The sequence below is a fragment of the Actinomyces sp. HMSC075C01 genome, assembly GCF_001812965.1.
Lineage (GTDB): Bacteria > Actinomycetota > Actinomycetes > Actinomycetales > Actinomycetaceae > Actinomyces > Actinomyces acetigenes.
Map to the genome: position 1 here is coordinate 115,320 of NZ_KV811031.1, position 26,722 is coordinate 142,041.

At 64.4% G+C, this 26,722-nt stretch carries 17 protein-coding genes; 6 read left to right on the top strand and 11 right to left on the bottom strand.

The window, feature by feature from the left end; genetic code table 11:
• Positions 1–247 precede the first annotated feature (247 nt).
• Positions 248–1,813, bottom strand: coding sequence for an MFS transporter (locus HMPREF2883_RS11600; RefSeq protein WP_070662611.1), 1,566 nt, complete (start codon positions 1,811–1,813; stop codon positions 248–250).
• Positions 1,810–5,001, bottom strand: coding sequence for a glycoside hydrolase family 2 TIM barrel-domain containing protein (locus HMPREF2883_RS11605; protein WP_070662614.1), 3,192 nt, complete (start codon positions 4,999–5,001; stop codon positions 1,810–1,812). Before HMPREF2883_RS11605 ends, HMPREF2883_RS11600 begins: the two co-directional genes overlap by 4 nt.
• 248 nt (positions 5,002–5,249) lie before the next feature.
• Between HMPREF2883_RS11605 and HMPREF2883_RS11610 the strand changes: the two genes are divergently transcribed.
• Positions 5,250–6,236 carry a LacI family DNA-binding transcriptional regulator gene (locus HMPREF2883_RS11610; protein WP_070662617.1) on the top strand — a complete coding sequence of 329 codons (987 nt, stop codon included), beginning with the start codon at positions 5,250–5,252 and terminating at the stop codon, positions 6,234–6,236.
• Positions 6,237–6,445: 209 nt separating this feature from the next.
• Here HMPREF2883_RS11610 and HMPREF2883_RS11615 read toward each other — a convergent pair whose 3' ends face one another.
• The 8 genes from HMPREF2883_RS11615 to HMPREF2883_RS11650 form a co-directional block, all read right to left on the bottom strand.
• Entirely contained in the window at positions 6,446–7,303 is an 858-nt protein-coding gene (locus HMPREF2883_RS11615; RefSeq protein ID WP_256277465.1) for a hypothetical protein, read from the bottom strand.
• Complete coding sequence (locus HMPREF2883_RS11620; protein WP_070662619.1) at positions 7,300–8,715, bottom strand: LssY C-terminal domain-containing protein; 1,416 nt, start codon at positions 8,713–8,715, stop codon at positions 7,300–7,302. The genes HMPREF2883_RS11615 and HMPREF2883_RS11620 overlap by 4 nt, the downstream gene beginning before the upstream one ends.
• Before the next feature lie 116 nt (positions 8,716–8,831).
• Entirely contained in the window at positions 8,832–9,599 is a 768-nt protein-coding gene (locus HMPREF2883_RS11625) for a hypothetical protein (protein WP_070662622.1), read from the bottom strand.
• A gap of 250 nt (positions 9,600–9,849) precedes the next feature.
• A complete protein-coding gene (locus HMPREF2883_RS11630; RefSeq protein ID WP_070662630.1) occupies positions 9,850–10,569 on the bottom strand; it encodes a hypothetical protein in 720 nt (239 codons plus the stop codon).
• A gap of 111 nt (positions 10,570–10,680) precedes the next feature.
• Positions 10,681–11,655, bottom strand: coding sequence for a class 1b ribonucleoside-diphosphate reductase subunit beta (gene nrdF / locus HMPREF2883_RS11635; protein ID WP_070662632.1), 975 nt, complete (start codon positions 11,653–11,655; stop codon positions 10,681–10,683).
• A gap of 155 nt (positions 11,656–11,810) precedes the next feature.
• Positions 11,811–12,761: a hypothetical protein gene (locus HMPREF2883_RS11640; protein WP_070662761.1), complete on the bottom strand. Its 951-nt coding sequence runs from the start codon at positions 12,759–12,761 to the stop codon at positions 11,811–11,813.
• 77 nt (positions 12,762–12,838) lie between these two features.
• The gene (locus HMPREF2883_RS11645; RefSeq protein WP_070662635.1) at positions 12,839–13,786 is read right to left on the bottom strand and encodes a hypothetical protein; all 948 of its coding nucleotides are present in this window, start codon (positions 13,784–13,786) and stop codon (positions 12,839–12,841) included.
• A gap of 81 nt (positions 13,787–13,867) precedes the next feature.
• On the bottom strand, positions 13,868–14,770 hold the full coding sequence (locus HMPREF2883_RS11650) for a hypothetical protein (RefSeq protein ID WP_256277466.1): 903 nt from the start codon (positions 14,768–14,770) through the stop codon (positions 13,868–13,870).
• Positions 14,771–15,026: 256 nt separating this feature from the next.
• On the opposite strand from HMPREF2883_RS11650, the gene HMPREF2883_RS11655 reads away from it, so the two are divergent.
• The 5 genes from HMPREF2883_RS11655 to HMPREF2883_RS14405 all read left to right on the top strand — a co-directional run bounded on the left by HMPREF2883_RS11655 (position 15,027) and on the right by HMPREF2883_RS14405 (position 24,868).
• Positions 15,027–20,114, top strand: coding sequence for a DEAD/DEAH box helicase (locus tag HMPREF2883_RS11655; RefSeq protein WP_218079143.1), 5,088 nt, complete (start codon positions 15,027–15,029; stop codon positions 20,112–20,114).
• 795 nt (positions 20,115–20,909) lie between these two features.
• Positions 20,910–21,863 carry an AAA family ATPase gene (locus HMPREF2883_RS11660; RefSeq protein ID WP_218079144.1) on the top strand — a complete coding sequence of 318 codons (954 nt, stop codon included), beginning with the start codon at positions 20,910–20,912 and terminating at the stop codon, positions 21,861–21,863.
• Positions 21,864–21,866: 3 nt separating this feature from the next.
• Positions 21,867–24,401 carry a S8 family peptidase gene (locus tag HMPREF2883_RS11665; protein WP_070662644.1) on the top strand — a complete coding sequence of 845 codons (2,535 nt, stop codon included), beginning with the start codon at positions 21,867–21,869 and terminating at the stop codon, positions 24,399–24,401.
• Positions 24,398–24,529 carry a hypothetical protein gene (locus HMPREF2883_RS14400; RefSeq protein WP_256277467.1) on the top strand — a complete coding sequence of 44 codons (132 nt, stop codon included), beginning with the start codon at positions 24,398–24,400 and terminating at the stop codon, positions 24,527–24,529. The genes HMPREF2883_RS11665 and HMPREF2883_RS14400 overlap by 4 nt, the downstream gene beginning before the upstream one ends.
• Positions 24,530–24,559: 30 nt before the next feature.
• Positions 24,560–24,868, top strand: a complete 309-nt coding sequence (locus HMPREF2883_RS14405) for a HigA family addiction module antitoxin (protein ID WP_070662647.1) — start codon at positions 24,560–24,562, stop codon at positions 24,866–24,868.
• 233 nt (positions 24,869–25,101) lie between these two features.
• On the opposite strand, the gene HMPREF2883_RS11675 is transcribed toward HMPREF2883_RS14405, so the two are convergent.
• Positions 25,102–26,586, bottom strand: a complete 1,485-nt coding sequence (locus HMPREF2883_RS11675; protein WP_075371137.1) for a sugar porter family MFS transporter — start codon at positions 26,584–26,586, stop codon at positions 25,102–25,104.
• Positions 26,587–26,722: the final 136 nt, after the last annotated feature.

A 26,722-nucleotide genomic window follows, 5' to 3' on the forward strand; every position in this document is an offset into this window, starting at 1 on the left:
CCATCGAGGACGTACTTTCGCCACCAGGACTGCGTTCTCCCCCATATGACTGCGGGGAGACCCCAGTAGCCTGGAGGACAACGCAGTCCTCGATCGGAAAGTAAGTCCCGGGCGCGAACCGCAGCCACCGCTCCGGCCCGCCCGAGCCGCCTACGGGCCTGCTTACTGCACGCGGGCGGGGGCGAGGAGCGCCGTCCATGTCGCCTCAGCCTCGCCCCCACCCGTGAGTCAAGCCGCTCGCGCAGCCTCAGCTCTTCGAGTCCTCGCTCTCCGAGGTGCCCGCCGTGCCATCCGGGCTCCCGATGACGTCGCCACCACCGACGATGTCACTGGTCCGCCCAGCAGTCACGGAGCCCCCGCCGCTCGCCCCGACGCCGACCTCCACCTCGGCCCGCGCGTCGGCCTCCTCCTTGAGCCGGGTGTTGACCTTCTCGACGTCGAGCCGCATGAGCAGGACGAGGATGAGGGCGTTGGCCGCGAGCGGCAGCCACACGTACATGATGTAGATCATCTGGATGGCGGACTCCGGCTGGACCTTGAGGTCCCCGTCGTAGCCGGAGGCGGCCAGCAGCCACCCGGACAGGGCCGTGCCGAGCCCGCCGCCCACCTTCACACCGAGCGACGTGCAGGAGAACATGAGCCCGTCGATGCGCTTGCCGGTGCGCAGCCAGGTGTGCTCCGAGGCCTCGGCGATGAGGGCGTTGAGCGTGCCCTGCAACGAGCTCATACCCAGGGCCGCGACCCCGGAGAGGATCAGCATGAGCGGGAGGCTGTTCATGTAGGCGGCCACGAGCACCCCGAGCCGCCCCAGGGTCGCGATGACGTAGCCGATGATGTTGATTCGGTACATGCTCCCGAAGCGACTCACCACCAGCGGTGTGATGAGGAGCCCGATCATGAGCGGGATGTTGATGGACCAGGCGAAGGTCTTCAGCAGGTCCGCGTCGCCCAGGACGTACTTCATGAAGTAGATGCCCATGTTGAGCATCGCCGTGAAGATCTGGGTGAGCAGGAAGACGATGAGGATGATGAGGTAGTACTTGTTGGACACCAGCATCTTGGCCGACTCCGCCACCGAGAGCTTGTCCTCCTGGAGCTCCTCCTCACCCACCAGCTCCTCGGGCGGCAGCTCCTTGACCGAGAACACCGAGAGCGTGTTGACCGCCAGGCCGAGCAGCGCGTAGAGGATCGCCATCGTCCGCCAGCCGACGGCGCCGCCGCCGAACAGGGCCACACCGCCGACGGTGATGCTCTGGATGAGCAGGTTCGTCCCGAAGGCGAACATGAAGCGGATGGAGCCCATCTGCACGCGCTCAGCCCCGTTGCGGGTGATGAGGGCGGTCAGCGAGGAGTAGGCGATGTTGTTGGCCGTGAAGAAGACGGCATTGAGCAGCGTATAGGCGATGAAGAACCAGGCGTACTTGGCGGTGTCCCCCAGACTCGTGGGGATCGCGAAGATCGCGATGAGCATGGCGGCACAGCCCACGAATCCCCACAGCATCCACGGGCGGGCCTTGCCCAACCGCGTGTTGGTGCGGTCCAGCAGCGCCCCGAAGATGATGTCGGAGAATCCGTCGAAGAGCCGGGAGACCATCATGAGCGTGCCGACGACGCCCGCATTCAGCCCGGCGGTGTCCGTCAGGTAGATCATGACGAAGGCGGACAGCAGGACGTAGACGACGTTGCCGGCGACGTCGCCCGACCCGTAGCCCACCTTGTTGTACCACTTCAGGTACTTCCTCTCGCTGGCCGCCTCCAGCCCGCTTCCTGCGGTGGGGGCGCCGACCTTCTTGCCGGCGGAGTCGCTGCTCATGGCTTCACCTCATTGTGAGTGCTGGTGTGAGTGCTGGTGTGGGTGATGAGGGGGTTGAGCAGGAGATGGAGCTCCATCCCCAGCTCCTGGCTGTCGACCTGGTAGCGGGGCCGCAGGGCGGGCCCGCAGCTGTTGGATCCGATGCCGGCCATGGCGGCGTCCAGGCACAGGACGGTGCTGCCCGACGGCGTCAGCTCGGTGTTGCGGCGCCGCGCGGCCAGCTCCTCCTGCGTGTAGCGGGAGGCGTTGAAGGAGAAGGGGGTCGGCCCGACGGCCGCCAGGCTCAGCCCGCCTCCGGAGAGGAGGACCTTGTTGCAGTCGGCGTGGCTGCCGTTCTCCTGGGGCCTGATGTAGTCCTCGTGGAGGTCGACGACGTCGGCGCTGAAGGCCCCGTGGTAGCTGGCGCGGTGCTTGTCGATGTAGCTCTCCTGCGGGCCCAGGCCGTAGTAGTCGACCTGGCTCATGGACTCGGGCAGGAAGAGGCGCAGTCCCAGGCGCGGCAGACTGGGGAAGCCCAGCGTCCGGCGCAGTCGCAGGCTCAGGCTCAGGACGCCGTCGTCGGTGAGGGTCCAGATGAGCCGTCCGCGCAGGGCCGGCTGGACCGAGGGCGCCACGAGGCCGACGTCGGCACTAACGGTGACGCACCCGGGCTCCTCGTCGACCTCGACGCCGTAGGCGCGGGCCACGGCCTGGTGGTAGTGGGCGCGCTCCCACTCCAGGCGCGCGTGGCGGTCGTTGTCGGTGGGTGCCCGCCAGATGTTGAGCTCCACCGGGCGCTGAAGGAGCTCGCGGCCCTCCGAGGACAGGGACACGGGCAGGCCGGTGCGCGTGTCGATGGCACAGCTGAGCCCGTCACTGTCGACCTCGATCCGGGTGCCTTCCCGCCTGACCGGCAGGCGGGTCTCGCCGATGGGGCGGTCGGCGAGCGCGGCGACCCACCGGTGGCGTCTGTCGGCGTTGCGCAGGGCGATCTCGTCGAAGCCCAGGATGTGGCCGGCGGCCCGCAGCGTGTCGGGGCGGGCGAGCCGGTAGGTGACCAGCAGGTGGCAGCGCCCGGTGGGCGGGACCTTCGGTTCGCAGCGCAGCATGACGCTCGTGTGCGGTGGGACGGGCTCCACCAGGTCAAGGTCCTCGCGGTCCACGACGACGCCGTCGCAGCGCACCTCGTAGGAGATGCGCAGGTACTGGGACAGGTCGGTGTGGTCGAGGTCGTTGTGGATGGTGAGCAGGCCCTCCTCCTGGTCGTACTCGACGACGCGGGCGGGGCGCTGGACGTTCTTGAGCTCGGCCAGGCCGGGGTGGGGGACGCGGTCGGGCGAGACGAGCCCGTCGACGCAGAAGTTGCCGTCGTGGACGGCCTCGTCGTGGTCGCCGCCGTAGAGCTGGATCGGCCGGCCGTCCTCGCTGGTCCCGGCGGTGACCGCGTGGTCGCACCACTCCCACACGAAGCCTCCGCACATGCGCTCGTCGGCCCGGATGATCTCCCAGTAGTCCTCGAGGTCACCGGGGCTGTTGCCCATGGCGTGGCAGTACTCCACGAGGATGAAGGGCTTGTCGGGGTCGGAGTCCAGGTAGTCGCGGATCTCCTCGATGGCCGGGTACATGCGGCTGTACAGGTCGATGCAGGAGTAGTCGTAGCGGCGCTTGGAGTCCCGGTAGTAGGAGCTCTCGTAGTGGGTCAGCCGCGTGGGGTCGAAATCCTTGGCCCAGAAGAGCGCCGCCTCGAGGGTGCAGCCGTAGGAGCACTCGTTGCCGGCGGACCAGGAGATGATGCTGGGGCGGTTCTTCTCGCGGTGGACGCACAGCCTCATGCGGTCGACAGTGGCCTGGGTCCACTCGGGGTTGTCGGCGATGGGCTCGTTCCAGTGCTCGACCTGGTTGTCCCAGGAGGGGTCGGCCAGGAAGCGGCTCTGGGTGCCGTGGCTCTCGTTGTCGGCCTCGGACATGACGTAGAAGCCGTGCTCGTCGCACAGCTGGTAGAAGCGCGGGTCGTTGGGGTAGTGGGAGCTGCGCACCGCGTTGATGTTGTGCTCCTTCATCAGGCGCAGGTCCCACAGCATGTGCTCCAGGTCGACGACGGGTCCGGTGACCGGGTCGGAGTCGTGCCGGTTGACGCCGCGCAGGGTGATGGGCCGACCGTTGAGGTGCACGACGGCGTCGCTCGCCGCGACCTCGCGGATGCCCACCCGGTCGGTGATGACCTCACCCGGCGTGGTGATGACCAGGGTGTAGAGGTAGGGGTCCTCAGCGCTCCACAGGTGGGGGGCCTCGACGGTGAGCCGGGCGCGGTGGGTGTAGCCGTCGTCGCCGGCGAAGGGCTCCAGCTCGCCGGCGGCCACCACGGCGCCGTCGTGGTCGATGAGCTCGACGCAGGTGGGGACGGCCCCGCCCCGGTAGGCGCCCTGGATCCTGACCAGGGCGGTGGCCGGGGCGGCGTCGAGGCCGGTGCCGGCCAGCGGGCCGAGCGAGGTGGTGGTGACGTAGTCGAACAGGACGGCGGCCGGGCGGCTCAGGAGGTAGACGTCGCGGAAGATGCCGCTGGTGCGGAACTTGTCCTGGTCCTCCAGGTAGGTGCCGTCGCACCACTTGAGCACCAGGACGGCCAGGCGGTTGGCGCCGGGGCGGACGAGCTCGGTGACGTCGAACTCTGCGGAGGCGTGGGAGACCTGGCTGTAGCCGACGTAGGTGCCGTTGAGCCACACGTAGAAGCAGGAGTCCACGCCCTCGAAAGTCAGGTAGGTGCTGGGGGCGGCGGGGTCCGGGGTGTAGTCGAAGTCGCGGATGTAGGCGCCGCAGGGGTTGTCCTGGGGGACGTAGGGCGGATCGAAGGGGATGGGGTAGCGGACGTTGGTGTACTGGTGGTGGTCATAGCCCAGGTGCTGCCAGGTGCTGGGCACCCGAATCATGGTGAAGCCCTCCGGGAGGCGGGCGGGGATCGCCTGGCTCGGCTCGTCGCCGTCGGCCGTGGCGGTGGGGGCGCTCTGCTCCCAGAAGGGCTCGGTCAGCTCGTGGATGCTGGGCAGGTAGCGGAAGGCCCACTGGCCGCTGAGCAGGTGGAAACGGTCGGAGTCCTCCCGCCTCCAGGGGCTGGTGGCGATGGGACGGGATGCGGGCACGTAGTAGGAGCGTGGCGGCAGCGTGTGTTCGTGGAGGACACCGAGATCCTCGAAGTGTCTCGGAACGATCATTGTTCGGCTCCCCAGGGGTTGACGGGAACAGAGGACGCGCAGCGGTGCGACGTCTGCGTGGTGACGTTAACATACTAGATGGAAGCCTGCTCCGCTAGGCATATCAACGACAATTCCTAGGTTCATCACTCCCTGAGGAGGATAATTGTGATAACGTCACCACAACGTCAGGATGTGGAGGCCCCTGACGCTCCTGATAGCCTCTCGCCATGCCAGGGCAGAGCCGGGGCGCGCAGGGAGCGCCGTCGATGAGCGACGTGGCCCGCCTGGCGGGAGTCTCCGCTCAGACGGTGTCCCGCGTGGCGGCGGGCTCGGAGCACGTCCGGCCCGACACCCGCGAACGGGTCCTGCGTGCGATGAACCAGCTCGGCTACTCCCCCAACCGCGCCGCCCAGGCCCTGCGCCGCGGCTCCTTCAAGACGATCGGCGTGCTGACCCAGCAGATCCAGCGCACTGGGGAGGCCCTGACCACCGCGGGCGTGCTGGAGGCCGCCACCGCCGTCGACTACGCCGTCAACCTCGTCCAGGTGGAGCACCCCGCCTCCGAGGAGCTGCGTGAGGCCGTCTACAGGCTCTCCCACCAGGCCATCGACGGGCTCGTCGTCGTGCAGGCCGGGCGGGCGGGGCGTGAGCAGCTGGCCCTGCCGCCCTCGATGCCGGTGGCGGTCTCGGACTCCACGCTCGTGGACTACTACCCCTCGGCCAGCGCCGACCAGGTCGGCGGGGTGCGCAACGCCGTCACGCACCTTCTGGAGCTGGGGCACCGCACCGTCCACCACGTGTGCGGGCCCGAGGACTCCCAGTCAGCCCTCATCCGCAAGGCCACCTGGGCCAGGACCCTGCGGGAGGCCGGCAGGAACGTCCCTGAGGCGGTGGCCGGCGGCTGGGAGGCCGCGGCGGGCTATGAGGCCGGCCTGCGCCTGGCCGCGGACCCGGAGGTGACGGCCGTCTTCTGCGCCAATGACGAGCTGGCCCTGGGACTCATCCGAGCCATGCACGAGCAGGGCAGGCAGGTTCCCGCCGACGTCTCGGTGGTCGGCTTCGACGGCCTGGCCGTGGGCGAGTACACCTTCCCGCCGCTGACCACCGTGCGTCAGGACTTCAAGCGGCACGGCCGCGAGATGGTGAGCCTGGTGTTGGAGCAGGCGGGCTCCGGGATCCGGGACGGCGGCCGCAGCGTCATCATCCCCACCGAGCTCCTCGTGCGCGGCTCGACCGCCCCGCCGGCCGCCTGAGCGCGGCGCGACGCCGGCCCGGCCAGCCTCGCTGCGGGAGCCGCCGACCCCATCGAGGACTTACTTTCGGTACCAGGACTGCGCTCTCCCCCAGATGACTGCGGGGAGAGCCCAGTAGCCTGGAGGACAACGCAGTCCTCGATCGGAAAGTACGTCCTCGGCGCGAACCGCAGCACCGACTCCAGCCCGGCCTGCGACCCGCCCTCGGCTCAGCCGGCCTGCGGCAGGAGGATGGAGGCCCCCAGGGCGAAGGGGTAGCCGGGTTTGAGGATGCACTGGACGACTGGCTGCGCCATCTCCAGGACGCTGTCGGCGTCGAGGCCCTCCTCGCCGTTGGGGCCGGCCTCGGCCACGAGGTCGGAGTAGGGGATGGTGAGGTCGAGCAGGGCCATGCCGTCCCGGTGGGTGGCGGAGTCCCAGGCGCCGCCCTCCATCTCCTGCAGGGTCCCCAGGTGGAAGCTCATGACGCCGTGGTCGTCGACCTGTGCGGGCACGGACAGGATGTGGTGCGGCTCGGGGTCGCGCGGCGCACGCAGGGTGAACAGGATGATGCCGCCGTCGCGGGCGGCGCGCAGCATGACGCGGCCGATATGGATGCCGAAGCCGACGATGTCGAAGACCCCCTCCATGGCCTCCGCGTAGCCCAGCGGCGCCTCCAGGGGGATGGGGGCGCCATCACCGGGGTCGTTGATGGCGCGGCGGCCCGACGGCGTGGCCGCCTTGAGCAGCAGGAGGCGGCCGGAGTCGGTGAGGACGCCGGTCTCGACGCGCTCCTGCCACCCGGCCGGGGCCTGAGCGGGGCCGGGCTCGGACTCCACCAGCCCCATGCCCAGGACGGTGGACAGGTCGGTGTCGTCAGCGGGCCGGTGCCAGGTGATGGTCGCGTCGTCGTGCCAGATGGGCAGGACCCCGTTGAAGGGGATGCCGAAGCGCACGTGCTCGCGGTCGCCGTCGACGGGACGGGACTCATCGACGTGACTGACGTGGCTGGTGCGCAGGCCGGACAGACTCGCCGGCTCCGCGCCGCCGGCGCCATTGTCCTGCGGCCCTGCCAGGTACTCGCTCATGAACCCAGCCTAACTGCCACCCGCTCACCCCGTGCGCTCGCGCGGCCGGCAAGACGCTCCTCCTTGCGGGCGCGCTCCCACTGGTGGACCTGCCGGGCCGAGAGCGCCAACAGAGCCAGGACCTGGAGCGCGCTGGTGACGACCAGGCCGACAGTCGCCTGCCGAACACCAAGGCTGGAGACCTGACCCATGTCAGTGACAATGCCCAGGACGAGGGTCGCCATGAGGGCGATGCGGCCGCGCGGGTGCCCGTGCCAGGCCGCCACTCCCAGGGTGGCAGTCAGGATCGTCAGTCCGGCTGACACCATGGCGATGAGGACGACGACGGCGGTGACCACCCCCGGGTCCTCCTCGGGGATCGGGGCGGTCTCCAGTACCTGGGTGATGTCGGTGCGGGCGACGCGCAGGATCTCGACCGCCACCATGAGCCCGATGAGCACCAGGGCGATGACGAGCTGGCTGGGACGGCGCCGTCGGGCTTGGAGGTCGGCCAGGCGGGCCTGCTGCAGGGAGAGGCCGGCGTCGGACCCGGGGACGACCTCGTTGAGGTCGAGCACGTGGAGGGCGCCGTCGGTGACCACCCGGTCCCCTCCCCCGTTCTTGTCGTGGTAGGAGGTGAAGACGTCCGGCCAGATCTGGAGCTCGGCGGTCTCGTTGGCCCAGCGGACGTCGTCGACGACGTAGTTGCGCTCAATGTCGATGTCGGCGTCGATCTTGTGGGTGACCTGCAGGGTGAGGACGCTCAGGCCGACGGCGCGGTCGTAGGTGGCGGCGGCCAGCCAGTCCACGTGCCCGCCGCCGGGCAGCGACCAGCCGGGCGGGCAGTACCAGAAGCGGACGTGGTGGCGCTGGGCGGGGTTGCCCTCGACCTCCTTCTGGTAGGCGAAGCTCTGCTTGCGTCCGAAGAGCATGAGGTTGGAGACGGGGGCGGCCGGGTAGGAGCGGCGCAGCAGCGAGGAGACGATGATGCGCCAGGAGGAGCGCAGGGTGATGGGGTCGGCGCGCACCCAGCCGGCCGCGATCATCGCCTCGTGTATGTCCTCCTCGTCGCCCTTGACGGCGAGGTTGACGGGGTCGCCCAGGAGCCCGTCGGGGGTGCGGGTGCGGCCGATGAAGTAGTCGGGGACGTAGAGCCAGGTGAGGACCTGGTGGAGGCGCGGCAGGGCGAGGTAGGCCAGGACCGCCCAGAACAGCAGGGAGTTGACCACGAGCACCGCATTGAGGTGCCAGCCTGAGCCGATGAGCAGCCAGGCCAGCCACAGCGTGGCGACGGCGGCGATGGCGAAGAAGACGGCGTCGAGGACGTCGTCGACGCTCCAGGAGCGGGCGTCGACCTCCGACATCTTGGACGGGCCGTCCCGGTAGACGGGCGGCGCCGTCGGACGGGGGCGAGTCACCTCGGATGACGTCATGACAACACGTTACCGAAGTCGAGGCACGCCGGGAGCCGACTGCGCGTCGTGAACCGCCGCCGGTGACGGACGGTCCACGACGGCGTCGTCCTTGAGTGGCCGGGCGTGCGGAAGAGCTACTTGATGACGATGTCGTGCCGGTCGGAGTAGGCCTCGTAGGTCTTCCCGCTGCCGTCGAAGGTCGTTGCCGGACGGTTATAGACGAACACCATGTTGTCCCGCGTCAGGTAGTCGTTCTTGCCCCGCACCGGCTGGGCCACGAAGGGGACCCATCCGTCAACGCTCTTGGATCCCGTGGATGCCGTGCCTGCACCCACCGGCTCGAGGCCGGCGTCCTTGAGGTCCTGCTCGACCAGGGAGGCACTCACGTCAGCGCTGAGGTAGTCCTTCTCCTTGGACTGGATCTTCTGGAAGGCGGTGACCTTGCCGCTGTAAGTGACCTCACCGCTGAACTCCATCGTGCAGTGAAGCAGGAAGATCCTGTCCTGGCTGCCCTTCTCCGTCGCCTTGAAGGTGGGGGCCGAGTAGTCGTAGACGATTTTGTCGCAGGTCTGGGTCAGCCCGATTGCCTGGTCCTTGATGACAATGGGATCAATGCTCTCCACCTTCTCACCGGTGGGCAGCGTCTCACCGCCCTGAGGCGAGGAGGCCTTCGCACTGCTCGAGCTCGACGTCGAGCCGGTAGGGGCAGACGATTCCTTGCTCGAGGCTGACTCTGACGCGTCGGAGTCAGCCTTGGGGGACTTGTCATCGCTTGCCTGCGAAGCCGTTGTCCTGCTTGATTTATCCGAGTCCGTCCTGGCTCCCTGGTCGCCGCAGGCAGACAGGCCAAGAGACAGGGCCAGGACGGCCACCGCTGCGACAGTCTTGATCGTGGAACGCATGGAAGCACCTTTCTGGGTCACTACAGACAACCTGACGCTGCGCCGTCCGCCAGAGACGTTCCGGGGGAATGCCTCGTGGCCCTGCCCGCATCGCGACGAAGACGAAGGGGCGAGGCCCCGCCAACGAGGAACAAGGGGCTACAGTGCCACGAATGGCACCATAGCCCCTTATCTTGAACTCCGTCAGAGAAATGAGACGACAACAGTCCTCAGAAGGCCCGACGGCACTGGAAAGAGAATCGGATCCGTCCTACTTGAGCACGAGGTCCTGGGTGTCGGAGTAGGCCGAGTACTGCTTGCCGGACTGGGTGCCCTTTCCGGCTGCGCGGTCGTAGGCGATGCTGGTGGTGCCCTCGGAGAAGGGCTTCAGCTTGGTCGAGTCTGACACGGCGACGTAGGCGAACCAGCCCTCAACGTGAGTGGAGCCGGCGTCCTCGGTGTCAATCACGTCAAGACCGTCGTCCTTCAGGTCGTCGGCCACGTTTGCTCCGTACTGAACCGTCTTGGGCTTGGATGATGTTTTGTCCCGGAGCGAGGTGGAGTCTGAGAGCGTGCTGCTGTAGGCGATGTCTCCGTTGAAATCGAGCGTGCAGTGAAGCAGGTAGACGGTGTCTGTCTTACCTTTCTGCTTGAGCTTCGGTGCGGCGTAGTCCTCGACCACCTTGTCACAGGTCTGGGTGAGACCGATCTCCTCGTCCTTGAAGGTCACCGGCTTGATGTTCTGAATGGTGGAGCCGGACTTAGTGGTCTCACCACTCTTGCTCTTGGAGCCCTTGGAGTCCTTGTCTTCCTTGGCATCCTTGGAGTCCTCGGAGGGGGATGCATCCGAGTCGTCCGAGTCCGCCTTGGCGGAGGCCGACGAGGAGGCGCTGGCCGAGGGCTGAGAGACCTCCTGCTCATCGCAGGCGGACAGTCCGACTGCCATGGCAAGGGCGGCGGCAACGGAGAGGACTTTGACAGAGGAGCGCATGGGGATTCCTTTCTGGCACGTTGGGAATGGCGAAAGTGTGCACCATGCGCGAGCCCTCTGCCATGGGGAGGCTACCCGGGGGAGCCCTCCCCGTCTCCGTCTACCTGCCCCTCAGAAGTCCCAGTCCTCGTCCTGGGTGGCCTCGGCCGTGCCCATGACGTAGGAGGAACCCGAGCCGGAGAAGAAGTCGTGGTTCTCGTCGGCGTTGGGGGACAAGGAGGCGAGGATCGCCGGGTTGACGTCGACGGCGTCGGCCGGGAACAGCGCCTCGTAGCCCAGGTTCATGAGGGCCTTGTTGGCGTTGTAGCGCAGGAACTTCTTGACGTCCTCGGTCAGGCCGAGCTCGTCGTAGAGGTCCTCGGTGTACTGCTCCTCGTTGTCGTAGAGCTCCATGAGCAGCTCGAAGGTGTAGTCCTTGAGCTCGGCCTGGCGCTCGGGGGAGGACTCGCGCACGGCCAGCTGGTACTTGTAGCCGATGTAGTAGCCGTGGACGGCCTCGTCACGGATGATGAGGCGGATGAGGTCGGCGGTGTTGGTCAGCTTGGCGTGGCTGGACCAGTACATGGGGGCGTAGAAGCCGGAGTAGAAGAGGAAGGACTCCAGCATGGTGGAGGCGACCTTGCGCTTCTCGGGGTCGTCGCCGCGGTAGTAGTCCAGGATGATGTGGGCCTTGCGCTGGAGGTTCGCGTTCTCCTCGCTCCAGCGGAAGGCCTCGTCGATCTCCGCCGTCGAGATGAGGGTGGAGAAGATCGAGGAGTAGGAGCGGGCGTGGACCGACTCCATGAAGGCGATGTTGGTGAGCACCGCCTCCTCGTGGGGGGTGCGGGCGTCCGGGATGAGGGAGACCGCGCCGACCGTGCCCTGGATCGTGTCCAGCAGCGTCAGACCGGTGAAGACGCGGGTGGTCATGTTCTTCTCGGCCTCGTTGAGAGTGGCCCAGGACTGCACGTCATTGGACAGCGGCACCTTCTCGGGCAGCCAGAAGTTGCCGGTGAGGCGGTCCCAGACCTCGAGGTCCTTGTCGTCGGTCAGGCGGTTCCAGTTGATGGCCTGGACGCGGTCGACCAGCTTGATGGGCTCGTGCATCAGTTCCTCCCGGGGTTTGGGTGATCCGGCCTCATGCTACCGATGAGACCGCCGGCCGGCAGTGACGCCCGCCCGAAGAGGGCTGTGGTGCCCGCCGCGCTCCCTTTGGTCCGCCCCCCGTCGTCCTGACGTCCGGTTCGACGCCGCCGCCACCGTCATGACGAGGAGGAGGCCGCCTGCTGGGCGGCGGCAAGGATGGGCGCACCCTTCTCAGGCGGGTCACCCTGGCCGACCACGGCACCGGCCTTCATATCGAAGGTAACGGTCTTGGAATCGTAGTCGTCATTGATCTGCGTGCCCAGTTCGACTCTCTCAAGGGTCTGGTTGCCGAGGACCGTCGCCAGAACAGCAGCGGCGGACGAAACATCCACACCGTCCCCATACTTCCCCAGTCCATTGACGCCCAAACTGGGCCGATGGTTGACAACATCAGCCGCATCCAGGCGCACGAACGCCCCATCGGATCGCTTATCCGGGGGAATAGCATCCAACACTCTCCTGAGCGGCACAGAAGTGAGATCAACACCGTTTGAGTGCGTGATGACACAATACGATGAGCTCACCGTGACATCCTGCTCGGTCTTCAGTGAACCAACGCCCACGATTGGAGACGTCTTCGGCAGGATGAAGTCATCCGGAAGGGTCTGTAATTCAGAATATCGAAGCGTGATACTCGCCTCAGTGAGCCCCACGCTCTCGATTTCAGACGAGACCACCTTCATGGCGGCCAACACCGCCTTCTCGGGATCATTCATCGGCAGGGTGCAGGACATCGACGTCGTTCCCTGAACCCACCTGACTTCAAGACCCACCTCATCACTGTCAACCAGATTCACTACTTCATTGCGAGCATCCCGAACGATCGCGAGGAGTGAGTCCTGCGCAGGATCATCCTTGAGATTCACAGTCACAGACCAGCGATCATCGGACATGAGGTTCGGGCTGAGATATATCTCAACAGATGTCACACCATCAAGCCCGTAAAGGTAGTTGCGCACCTTTTTCTTCTTCTTGCTGCGTGCAACAGCGAACGGCGAGCATCCACCCACAGTGAAAGCCAGAGACGCGGCGCCTAATGCCAGCACCTCACGACGTCGAATACTCATCGACCTCACTCCCCTTTTCTTGATGATGTCTGGCATGTGCACGTCAGACTGAGACGCCTCCGGGGCTGCACCCCCCATCAGGATGCGGAGGCTACCATCTGCTGGGCGGCGGCGAGGATGGGCGCGCCCTTCTCAGGCGGATCTCCCTGGCCGACCACAGTGCCGGACTTCATGTCAAAGCCAACCACCCTGGGCTGGACCTTACTTTCCACCGAGGTAAGCAGCTCCACCCTCTGGAGCACCTGGTTGCCGAGGACTGTGGCAAGAACCGCAGCGTCGGGCTGAACATCCTCATCCTGCCAGTCATTGACCCATTTCTTGAATATGAGACGGGCCTGGTGACTGTTATAATCCTCCGCCTCCAGGCTCAGGACCGCTCCGTACCGCTTGTCGGAGGGAATGGTTTCCAGTGCACGCTTGACCGGCACAGATGTGAGGTCCTTACCCTTGGCGTGGGAGATGAAGCAGTGAGACCGTCCAATCAGGATACTCTGCTCGACCTTCAGGGAGCCGAGGCGCAGCACCGCAGAGCTGGGCGGCAGGATGAAATGATCCGGGAGGGTCTCAGTAGTCCGGTACTCGAAGGAGATTCTTTCCTCCTCGATCTGGACTCGCTCCATGCCGGGCGATAACGCCTCCACCGTGGCGGAGGCAGCCTTATCGGCATCCTTCATCGGCAGGTAGCAGAAGACGGAGGTCTTCCCCTTGACCCAGGAGACAACCATCCTCACCTCATTGGCTCCGGTCAGGTTCAGCACTTTGGCGTAGGCGTCCCGCACAACTGTCGCAACTGATTCCACGGACGGATCGTCCTTGAGCCGCACATCCACGGTCCAACGATCTGGCTCTGTGAACTCCGGGTGCACCTCCACCCGCACGGACGCCACGGCGTCGAGCCCGGAGAGGTACTGATGCACCTTCCGCTCCCGCCTCTTGCGCGCCATAGCCATGGGCGAGCACCCGGCCGCTGCGAAAGCAAGGAACACGAGGCCGAACGCCAGCGCCTCACGACGTCGAGCATTCATCAGACCCCACTCCGTTGCGTCAAGAGCTCCTGCCGCACTCTCCTGTCACAGGGAACCATCAGATTCACACTCCCGTCATGGCTAAGAAGCGGACTCCCGGGCTGCTGCCCGAACCTTCGCACCCTCTTCAGGAGGGTATCCGGCATCGAAGGTACCCGCATCCATCTGGAAGCGCACGCCTTCCGTCCCGCCAGAACTCTGGTCCGACACGGTCGAGACGTAAAGCGACTGAAGCGCCTGATTCCCTGCGACGATATTGAGCACTTTCGCTGCCGCGGCGACATCGAGGCCATCCAACACCGTCCCAAAAGCAGAGACATCGAGTGTTGGTTTCTCATACACGTGATGATCGTCCGTCAATTCAACTCTGGCCTCCTTCCGATACTTTGAATCGATGGCATCCACTACCTCGCGGAGCGGAACAGAACTGAAGTCAGTAGTGTCGGCATTAACCTTGACAGTCATGCCACCAAGATCAAAACTGTCATCCACACCGACGCCGGATCGTGGCATCATAATCACATCATCCGGAAACTTCTTTACTTCGCCTCGATTCACCGAGATATGACGACCTCCACCATCCATGGACTTCATGCTAGGCTTCGCCAGATCCCGAAGATAATCGAGCGCCGCCTCATTCGGCTCGTTCTCCGAGAGAGACCACGACACAGAGGCGCCATTCTGCTTCCAGGACGCCGACAGTCTGACGTAACTCCTCCCCACAGCCTCTTTGACCAGACGATAGGCGTCTTTGAGGACAGCGAGAGTCTCTCCTCGCCCGGGATCATCATTGAGAACGATCAGGACCGTCCAGGAGTCACCTATTTCGAAATTGGATTCCACCTCCGCGTTCACTGACTTGACAGCAGGGAAGCTCTTCAAGGACTGCTTGATCCGACGGCGAGCCTGGATATTTCCCGGAGACAGCGACCCACAGCCCGACATCGCCAGCAGCGTCAGGGCGCCGACACCCATCAGAATCATGCGCCTCGGGAGGCCCTTTCCTCCCACCAGCCCCATCACAACCGGACCGATTCACCCGGACGCGCCAGGAAGAGCGCGGTGAACAGGAAGCGGAGGATGTTGCGTCGACGATGAGCCATGGTGCCACCTTAGGTCCTCGCTCCGACGCACGGGATGGGGATCGTTCCCCTGCCCAGCCCGCGCGGCTCCGACACAGTCCCGTCACGCGTGGTCTCGTGGCGGCAGCACCCCACCTTTCTCACCGTATGCTTCCCCCGTGAGTCAGTCGCGCATCAAAGTGATCCTGGACGGCCTGTACTTCGACACGCGGACGCAACGCGGCAAGGGAACGGCCTTCGAGCGCCTGGTGCGCCAGTTCCTTCTCACGGACCCGCGCTACGCGGAGCGCTTTGACGAGGTGTGGATGTGGAGCGACTGGCCGGAGCGGGGCGCGCGCCCGGACCGCGGCATCGACCTGGTGGCCCGCGAGCGCGAGACCGGCGAGCAGTGCGCCGTCCAGTGCAAGTTCTATGACCCCGACACGGGCGTCATCACCAAGGGCGACGTCGACTCCTTCCTGGCGGAGTCGGGGACGGGTGAGTTCACCTCCCGGCTTTTCGTGTCCACCACGGAGCACTGGAACTCTGCCGCGGAGGAGACGGTGTCCCGTCAGGCCATCCCGGTCTCCCGGATTGGCCTGGAGGACCTGTTCAACTCCACGATCGACTGGGACTCCTTCAGCCTGGAGACCCCCGAGGTCATGGTGCGCACCGGTGGCAAGAGCCTGCGCGAGCACCAGAAGCGAGCCCTGGACGCGGTGACTGCCGGACTGTCCACGGCGGACCGGGGCAAGCTCATCATGGCGTGCGGCACCGGCAAGACGTTCACGTCCCTTCGCATTGCGGAGGCCATGGCGGGCTCCGGTGGCCGGGTCCTGTTTCTGGTGCCCTCCATCGCCCTGCTGTCGCAGACGCTCATGGAGTGGAGCGCAGAGTCGGAGGTGCCGCTTCGCTCCTTCGCGGTCTGCTCGGATACAAAGGTCGGCAAGGGGCGCAAGCGCACCAGCCTGAGCGAGGACATCTCGGTGGTGGACCTGGCGATCCCGGCCACCACGGACGGCGCGGCACTCGCCGACCGCCTGGCACGCCGTCCAGCCCCGGTCCACGGGACGGCCCCGATGACGGTGGTCTTCTCCACCTACCAGTCGATCGACGCCGTCGCCCAGGCCCAGAAGCTCGGCGCCCCCGGCTTCGACCTGGTGATCTGTGACGAGGCCCATCGCACGACCGGCGCCACCGCCTTGGGCACGGATGAGTCCGCCTTCGTCCGCGTCCACAACGGTGACTACATCCACGCCTCCAAGCGCCTCTACATGACGGCGACTCCCCGCATCTACGACGACTCGACCAAGGCTCGAGCCGGTCAGAAGAACGCGATCCTGGCCTCCATGGACGACGTCGAGACTTACGGCGAGGAGCTTTTCCGCCTGGGCTTCGGTGAGGCGGTCTCTCGCAGCCTGCTGACCGACTACAAGGTCCTGGTCCTCACGGTCTCAGAGGACCAGATCGCCGATCAGATGCAGTCCTCTCTGGCTCATCAGGACGGCGAACTCGGGCTCGACGACGCCGCCCGGATCGTGGGCTGCTGGAACGCCTTGGCCAAGCGCAGTGTGGATACGGCCGACTACGGCAAGGATATCCAGCCGATGCGCACGGCGGTGGCCTTCGCCCGCGATATCAAGACCTCGAAGCGCTTCGCCTCCTCCTTCAGGAACGTGGCCGAGGACTACCGGCTCACGCTCGCCGACGAGCCCGAGGTTCCCGAGCTGCCCGACGACGCGGACGGCATCGACTCCGATACCCCGTCTCAGAAGCGGCTGGGTTCAGTGGAGGTTCGCCACGTGGACGGCTCCATGAACATCATGGAGCGCAACGGTCTACTGTCCTGGCTCTCGGGCGATCTGGGCGCGCCGGCGCCGACCCGGCAGGCGTCGTCGAGCTCGGAGTCGGAGGGGACGTCCGTGTCCTGTCGGATCCTGTCTAACGCCCGCTGCCTGTCCGAGGGTGTGGACGTCCCGGCCCTGGACGCGGTCATGTTCCTGTCCCCGCGCAAGTCCCAGGTGGACATCGTTCAGTCCGTGGGGCGGGTGATGCGTCTGGCTCCGGGTAAGCAGTACGGCTACATTATCCTGCCGGTGGCGATCCCGGCTGGGATGTCGCCCGAGGACGTCTTGTCTGACAATGACACCTTCCGCGTGGTGTGGGAAGTGCTGCAGGCGCTGCGCGCTCACGATGAGCGCTTCGACGCCATGGTCAACAAGATCGACCTCAACCAGTCCAAGCCGGACAAGATCGCCATCATCGATCCCTTCGGAGCTCCGGGCGGCGACGACGATTCCTCCGGCACTCCGGCGCCTCAGCAGGCGGCCTTCGACCTGGGGGCGCTGGGCAAGTGGCGGGAGGCGATCTACGCCCGGATGGTCCAGAAGGTTGGCTCGCGGCGTTACTGGGAGCAGTGGGCCAAGGACGTGGCCGATATCGCGGCCCGTCACCGCACGCGCCTGGCCAAGCGGGTGCAGGACCCCGAGGTGGCAGCAGAGTTCGAGCGCTTCCTGGCGGCTCTGCGCGCCAATCTCAACGACTCGATCACCTCGGAATCTGCTATCGACATGCTCTCCCAGCACCTGGTGACCAAGCCGGTCTTCGATGCGGTCTTCGACGGCTACGACTTCGCAGCCGAGAACCCGGTGGCGCAGGTGATGGGCCGGATGCTCCGGGTACTGGACGGCTCCAACCTGGAGGCGGAGACCGAGAGGCTGAAGGGCTTCTACGAGTCGGTGCGTGAGCGCTGCGCGGGCATTGACAACGCCGCGGGCAAGCAGCGGGTCATCACCGAGCTCTACGAGAAGTTCTTCGCCCTGGCCTTCTCCAAGACCGCCAAGTCGCTGGGGATCGTCTACACGCCGGTGCAGATCGTGGACTTCATTCTGCGCAGCGTGGACTGGCTGGCACGCACCCACCTGGGGCGCGGCATCAGCGATGAGGGTGTGCACGTGCTCGACCCCTTCACCGGGACGGGGACCTTCATCGTCCGGCTCCTGCAGTCCGGCCTCATCAGCAAGGCGGATCTGGCACGCAAGTACGCGAGCGAGCTGCACGCCAATGAGATCCTGCTGCTGGCCTACTACATTGCGGCGGCCAATATCGAGGTCACCTACCGCGACCTCATGCGCAGCGAGGCGCCACCGGCCGGCGGTGATGTGAGCGACCCGGCGCAGGCGGGGTACACGCCTTTCGACGGGATCGTCCTGGCCGACACCTTCCAGATGACCGAGGACGAGGACATGCTGGATCAGAGCGTGTTCGTGGCCAACAACGAGCGGGCCGCGGCCCAGCTGGGGCTAACGAGCATTCAGGTGGTCGTCGGCAATCCGCCCTACTCGGTGGGGCAGGAGTCCGCCAATGACAACAACGCCAACCAGCACTACCCGTCCCTGGACGCCAAGATCGAGGCGACCTATGCGGCCCGTTCCACAGGCACCAACAAGAACTCCCTGTACGACTCCTACCTGCGGGCCATCCGCTGGGCCTCGGACCGCGTCGGGGAGGCCGGGGTCATCGGTTTCGTCACCAACGGCGGCTTCATCGACGGAAACACGGCCGACGGCGTGCGCCTCACCCTGACCGAGGAGTTCTCCCATCTCTACGTCTACAACTTGCGGGGTAACCAGCGCACCGCCGGCGAGCTTTCTCGGCGTGAGGGAGGCAAGGTCTTCGATTCGGGTTCTCGCGCGACCGTGGCCGTCACCTTCCTCGTCAAGGACCCAGTCCATGAGGGGCCGGCTGTCCTGCACTACCGGGACATCGGCGACTACCTCTCCCGGGAGAACAAGCTGCGGATCGTCGAGGAGTCGCAGATCGACACCCTGGAGTGGGAGACCATCACCCCGAACGCCCAGGGCGACTGGATCAACCAGCGCGACCCGAGCTACGAATCCTGGCAGCCGATTGGCGAGGGACAGGCGCCGATCTTCGCCTCATACTCTCGTGGCGCCGAAACTGGGCGAGACGCATGGGTCTATAACTTCTCTCTGCCGGGGCTGCGCGACTCGGCTCAGCGGCTCATTGAGACGTACAACGAGGAGCGCGAACGGGTCCACCGCACCCGGGCAGCCGACCTGAGGGCCGGGGCGAAGGTGCGCGATCTTGTCACGAACGACGAGACGCGGATCAAGTGGACTCGGGACCTCTACAAGTCTCTGGAGAAGAACCGCGTCATCACTTATAACGCGGGAGCCACCTACTGCGGCTTGTACCGCCCCTTCTGCAAGCAGTGGCTCAACGCCTCCGACGGCATCATCTACCTCCCTGCTGTTTTGCGCCGTTACTTCCCGACTCCCGGGCACGACAATGTCGGCTTCTATCTTGTTGGTCAAGGCTCGGACGTTCCCTTCTCCACCGTTATGACGGATACGGCACCAAACCTCCATGTCACAGGCGCCGGCAGCGGAGGTCAGTTCTTCCCGCGGTGGACGTGGGAGCCGGTTGGGGCTCGTCGTGCAACCGAGGCGGGCATGCTGGATCTCTCGGGTGGCACGGATATGGAGGAGTCCGACACCGCCGTCGGGCAGGAGGGCGAGGTGCTGGGCGGTTACCGCCGGGTGGACAACATCACCGATGCCACGCTGCGCAGCTACCAGGCCGCTTATGGGCCGGAGGTGACCAAGGATGACGTCTTCTACTACGTGTATGCCCTTCTGCACTCCCCGGAGTATCGGACGCGGTATGGCGCGGATCTGAAGAAGTCGTTGCCTCATATCCCGCTGGTGGCGAGCCGGGAGGACTTCGTCGCCTTCACCACGGCTGGGCGTGGTCTTGCCGACCTGCACCTGGATTACGAGTCGGTGGAGCCCACGCCGTTGAGTCTCGTCGTCGACGGCAAGGAGGTGCCTTGGGATCTGCGGGAAACAATCTCACCGAGCCTGCTGCATGTGGAGAAAATGCGCTACGACCGACTTCTCCGGGACGGCAAGAAGCAGGATGACAAGACCTCGATTATCTATAACGAGCATGTGACAATCTCCGGCATTCCCGCCCAGGCGCAGGACTACCTACTGGGGTCGCGCAGCGGTCTGGACTGGTTGCTGGAGCGCTACCGCGTGAGCACCGACAAGGCTTCCGGGATCATCAAGGATCCCAACGACTGGATGGCCGAGGGCGCGGGCGGCGGCCCCACCGCCCCGGCGCAGCCCCTCTACCTCCTGGACCTCATCGCCCGCATCACCACCGTCTCTGTCCGCACCCAGGAGATCGTGAACTCCCTGCCGCCGCTTGACGTACTGCCGGCAGGAAATCACGCGAAATGACCATGCTTTAACCACTGACACACCTCCCGAGAAATCAATGAGGGACTTCGTTGACGATACAAGATTGCGCCGCCTGGGCAGCCGCACTAGGGACCATCTTCGCAACCGTACTTACCGCGCTGAACTTAAGACGTGAGACTCAATGGCGACGCGAAGACAAGAGACAAAGAAGTGAAAATGAGAAACGGGAGCAAGCGGCATGCATCGCCGCCTGGATCCTGACGGACCAGAAGTCAGGAGGAACAAAAGAAGACATCATACGCATCTACAATCATTCCTTCTCTCCTGTGTATCGCTGTGTTGCAACCTTCGTCATCAACGAACAGAATGGGAGCCATTATCCAGCAGAGTATCGAAGAATCCTTACCACGCTCCCACCAGGCGAATGGCAGCTTGCTGCCCCCAAGGGATGGCGGGGGATGTGCGCTCGCCCCGGTGTGGAGATCGCCTTCACTGACGCACACGGAGTACACTGGTTACGAAATGCTGTGGGACAGTTACAAGAGAGCCCGATAGATGCAATCAAGCACTACGAAATAGAACTACCCTATTCTTCCGATCAACTGACCCCAGCAACCACATAAACCTACCTGGACGCATCTCTGCGCCAGGCAAGTCGACACAGCGCGAAAGCCGCTTCGTCCGCAACAAGCACGATCTACTGGTGGACGTGAGAGCGATCCCAGCGCGGCACCGGGGAATGTGTCACTGGCGTGCCGTACGATGACGGTGACAACTCAGGCGAACACGGAAGGGAGGCCCTCTGTGGCAGGTCACGGTGCACACATCACAGCCATGGTGCGCAGTCATGCCTCCGGTGACGAGGACGCCTTCTACTCCGTCGCCCTGCAGGTCGCCGCTCGGGAAGCTCGTCAGGGGCACCACCGACTCGCCTCTGACATCAAGAAGGCTGTCGACTCCTCACGTCAGCGAGCACGCTCGCCTCTTGCGACGGTAGCCACACTTCCACGCCCCGAGGGACCCGAGGGAGACATCGCCGGTCTGGTTGAGATCGCTCAGCCACGGGTACGGCTGCGCGATCTCGTCATCTCACCTGAGCTCGGCGAGCAGATCACGCAGGTCATCCAGGAGCAGCGGCAACGGTCCGTTCTGATCGAGCATGGCTTCACCCCGATGCATCGTCTGCTTCTCGAGGGCCCGCCCGGTACAGGCAAGACCATGACTGCCTCCGTCATCGCCTCTGAGCTCTCACTTCCGATGTACACCGTGCGTCTGGACAGTTTGCTCAGCAAGTTCATGGGTGAGACTGCCTCCAAGCTGCGGACAGTGTTTGACGAGGTCGCCACCCACCGCGCGGTCTACCTCTTCGACGAGTTCGACGCCCTCGGCGGAGACAGAAGCAGCAACGACGTCGGCGAAGCGCGACGCATCCTCAACTCATTCCTGGTATTCCTGGAGGAAGCGAGCCCGGAGTCGATTGTGGTCGCGGCCACCAACCATCGTTCCATCCTGGATCGCGCACTCTTCCGTCGCTTCGACGCCGTCCTCACCTACTCGCTGCCGAGTGGCAGGCAAGCCCAAGCGGTTATTCGCAAGCGCCTGGGGTCACTTGCCAAGGGCGTTTCATTCACCGGACTGTCCTCCCGCACAGAGGGACTCAGTCATGCGGATATCGTCAAGGCAGCCGAGTCAGCCGCTAAGGCTGCGCTCATGAGAGGGGACGCTGTGGTGACACGAGCAGATCTTGAGCTGGCACTTGCTGCGCGCCGCTCCGCCAGCCTGGGGTAGGCCATGTCCGAGTCGCCCCGCCTCGATCACCTGTACGTCAATGGCTATGTTGGGTCCAGGCCACGGACCGCACGCGGCATGGGAACGACTGCTATCAGACCTGTAGATCGCCAGACTCACGGCAAGCGTCTCATCGAAGAGATTGATGCAGTATTTACGAAAGAACAGGAAGCCCGGGACTCCCAGGATCTTGATCCGGTACTACAAGCCAATGGGACGTACCTAACACTTGAGGGCGTCAGCGCCGACTTCGAACTGAAACTTGACTCTCTGACACAGTTGACGCGGAAGGGTAAGACATCAAGAAAACCGAAGTGGCTTCTTCTATCGGTGCACCCTGCCACAGAGGACTCTCCTGAACGAGCCAATATATGGGTTGCCGACGGTTTTCGACATCAGTTTTTTAAACTTTTTGAGGACTATCTCGCCACCAGCGACGAAAATAATCAACCTAAAAACAATGCGTTGATTGCCAATATTTCTCACATTCGGGAAACGTATCTCAATGACCTGTGGACATCAGAAGGCAATCCTCCTTACGGAGGAGCGATCTGGTGGGAGCTGTGGCTTGACCAGCGTCGAGAGCGCCCCGGCCTGCTCGAGCGCATTATAAAGTCATTTAGTCTCGAGATCTCTGCTCGACAGTTACGAATTGGAGACTCGCTGATCGTACACATCCGAGCCACACGACAACAACTTGAGACACTTATTGTAACAGACCTGCCTTTCACTGAGATTCGCACACCCTCATTCATTGACACTATCGAGGACCTCTCCGACAGTGAACGATTCGAATATGTTCTTGATTTCTCCACAAGGGTTATTCCAGCGGAAGTGGGGGCTCCAGTTGTGTGCCACCTCGACTCCGGAGTCTTCCGAGCGCACACCCTCCTCGAGGGCTCCTTGGCAAGCAGCGACCAGCACTCGATCTTCACAGCTTCAAACGGTCATGATCGTAACGGCCATGGCACATCAATGGCAGGAATTGCGCTCTACGGTGAGCACCTGGATGATCTTCTTCTAGGAACACAAACAATCAGATTAAAACATCGCCTAGAGTCTGTAGAAATCTTCCCCACTCCTGCAGGAGCTCAGCAGCGTGACTATGCCAGCGCCACCATTCATGCGATTTCCATTCCGGAGGCTGGGTCCTCTCGTCGACGCACCTTCTGCATGCCTGTCAGCACAAAGTCTGACACCAACCCCGGCCGGCCGACACTCTGGTCGGCAACGGTAGACGCCCTCGCCGTAGGCACAGACATTCAAGTTCACAGTGACGGATTTTCTCTCATCTCGAAACCAGAACCCGATGCAAAACGTCTCATTATCGTCTCTGCGGCAAATGTGGACGCGAACTCCTACACGATCAATCACCTAGACAACTCAGACATGTCCCCAATCCGAGATCCCGGACAGTCATGGAATGCACTAACGGTTGGTGCTTTTACTCAACTCGATCAGGTTCCGAGCGACCCGAGCTTTCATAGTTACTCTCTAGTAGCACCCGCCGGAGAACTCTCCCCCCACAGCCGAACTTCTTTACTATTTGGCGACAAACCATGGCCCATCAAGCCAGAGATATGCCTGGAGGGCGGCAATGTTCTTTTGGACAGGCAGGGTTTTGCAGAACCCAAGCACCCTCTTCTTTCTCTCAGGTCCACCGGTATCAGGAACGATGTGGACCTGACATCGGCCAATGCGACGAGCGCCGCTACTGCGCAGGCCGCACGGCTAGCAGCGCTCGCCATGAGCCGTTACCCCTCCTACTGGCCGGAGACCGTACGGGCTCTTCTGGTTCATGAGGCCAGGTGGACTGAGCGGATGCGCGCGCACTTAGATGCATGCGAGACCAAGAGCGGCCGAGCTCGGCTCTTGCGTCACTACGGGTGGGGAGTACCGACGGAGGAAGCAGTCCTCACATCATCTCACCGTGCAGTCACCATGGTGGTTCAAGACGAGTTCTGCCCTTTCGATGAGACATATGCAATGCGGGAGCTTCGGCTTCACGCTCTCCCCTGGCCTCGCGATGTCCTTCAGTCACTCGGCGAAGCTGACGTACGTCTGCGTGTCACGCTGTCCTACTTCATCGAGCCTTCCGCCACACGGCGTGGCTGGAAGGGGAAGTACACGTATGCCTCTTACGGTCTCCGCTTCGATCTCAAAGCCCCGACCGACATCAACGTGAGGCGTTTCCTCGCGCGAGTGAATCGACAGGCTCAGGAAGAGGAGGACGAGGACTACTCGTCCACAGATAGCCACTTGAATCACTGGCTACTCGGTACACGAGCACGACACTACGGTTCACTCCACCAGGACGAGTGGCAGGGCACCGGCGCAGAACTCGCAGCATGCGACCATATAGCCGTCTACCCCGTCGGTGGCTGGTGGAAGAACAACAATCGACGTGACCGCCGTGACTTACCCGTCCGGTACGCACTTCTGGTATCGCTGAGCACCTCCGCACAGGGGGCCGATCTCTACACGCCGATCGCGGCAGAGCTCAGCGTCCCCGTCACCGCCGTGCCCATCGAGGTATGACCGGTTCACGCAGACAAGCCCCGACAATCAACCAAGCCCGGATCACTACCAACTGGCGACTCATCGTCACCGATGAAGGCGGCACTCCTGTCGTCGCCTGCGTCATCGAGATCGTCGACTACCACTAGACCACCGAAGCACCTGAAAGGAAGGCAGGCATGGCCACGTACACCGCACACCCCGACTATGTCGTGCCTACCGGGGACTTCATCGAGGAGTGGATGGAAGAGGAGGGCATCAATGCCGCTGAGCTTGCCCGCCGACTTGATGTGAGCCGAAAGCACGTCAGCGAGCTGCTTCGAGGCAAAGCCCCACTCAGCCACGACATGGCGCTCAGGCTGGAGAACACCACCGGTGTCCCTGCCCGCATCTGGAACCTCCATGAGACCGGGTACCAGGCGGCTCTGGCTCGCCAGGCTGCGGACGCGAAGCTGCACCCTAAGAAACTTCCCCGCCTACGATCGTGACAAGCTGGAAGCAGCTCTTCCCGAGCTCCGCTCCCTCACAGTCGAGGATCCCGTGCAGGCCATTCAGAGAGCCCAGGATCTTCTGCGCAACTGCGGAGTGGCGCTCACACTGGTTCCAGCGGTGCCGGGGCTCGGCACCCATGGTGCCACCCGCTGGATCCAACACGCCTGGGGGCACAGCCTCAAGCGAAAGGTGACGATCACGAGCCTGGCTGCGTAGGTTCCAGCTCGCCTCAGACCGCCAGGTCCTCCATCTCCTCGAGCTCCTTGCCCTTGGTCTCGGGTACCCGCAAGAAGACGAAGAGGAGGGACAGCAGCGCAAAGACTGCGTAGAAGCCGTAGGCGAAGGTCAGGCTGATGCTGGAGAAGGTCGGGAACGTGGTGGAGATGAAGAAGTTCGCCACCCACTGGGCCGCAGCCGCCACCGCCAGCGCCCCGGCACGGATCCGGTTAGGGAACATCTCGCCCAGCAGCACCCACACGAGCGGCCCCCAGGTCGCCCCGAAAGCCACGACGAACAGGTTCGCCGCCACCAGCGCGATCGGCGACCACGGCGCCTCCAGGGTCACCTCACCACCACTGACGTTGGCGAAGGAGAAGGCCAGCGCCATGAGCCCCAGCGAGATCGTCATGAAGAACGAGCCGGCCAGCAGCATGGGCCGGCGCCCCACCTTGTCCACCAGGAGGATCGCCAGGATCGTCACCACGATGTTGGTGACCGACGTGATGACCGTGATGGTCAGGGCGTCGGACTCCTGGAAGCCCACAGTGCGCCACAGCGTCGTCGAGTAGTAGAAGATGACGTTGATGCCCACGAACTGCTGGAAGACGGACAGCAGAATACCTACCCACACGATCGGCTTGAGCCCCAGCGCTGAGCCGCGCAGGTCGGACAGGGACTCGCGCTTCTCAGAGTCAATGGTTGAGCGGATCTCCTCGATCTTGAGGTTGACGTTGATGATTCCGGTGAAGTCGTAGAGCACCTGGGAGGCCTTGTCGTAGTCGCCGCGCGCCACCAGAAAGCGTGGGGACTCCGGCAGCCGGAAGGCGAAAAGCCCGTAGACGAGGGCCGGCACCCCCTCGGCAATGAACATCCACCGCCAGGCCTCCATCCCCAGCCACAGCTCCTTGGCGGCCCCGCCGGCCTGACCGGAGAACCAGGCGTCGGCCAGCAGGGAGGAGAAGATGCCGACGACGATCGCCAGCTGCTGGAGGGAGCCCAGACGGCCGCGCACGCTCGCCGGAGAGACCTCGGCAATGTAGGCCGGGGCGATGACGGAGGCCGCCCCCACTCCTAGGCCGCCCACCACACGCCACACGATGAAGTCGATGACGCCGAAGGCCAGTCCCGATCCGAGCGCGGAGGCCAGGAACATGACAGCGGCGATGAGCATGACCGGCACCCGCCCCATCCGGTTGGAAACCGGCCCGGCGAACCAGGCGCCGACCGTGCAGCCAATGAGCGCCGAGGAGACGGAAAAGCCCTTGAGCGCATCGCTGAGAGCGAACTGGTCAGAGAGAGCGTCGACGGCGCCATTGATGACGGCCGTGTCAAAGCCGAAGAGGAACCCGCCCAGGGCGGCAGCCACGCAGATGCCGATGATGCGAGCGTTGATGCGGCTGACGGTCGAGCCGGCCTCCTCCGAGGTCGAGGCGGGCGAGGAGGTGGCCGGCGGCAGGGAGGAAGAGGACGGTGACGACTGAGAGGACTCTGCCATGGTGTGTTTCCTGACGTCGGAAGAGTCGCGTACGGCACCCACTTCGTGCCGCGCGGCATGGCGGACTCCCTCAGACTACGACCGTGCTCGCCATCACAATAGCCGTTTCGTCCCAGTCCTGTCCCTGGCCGTGACC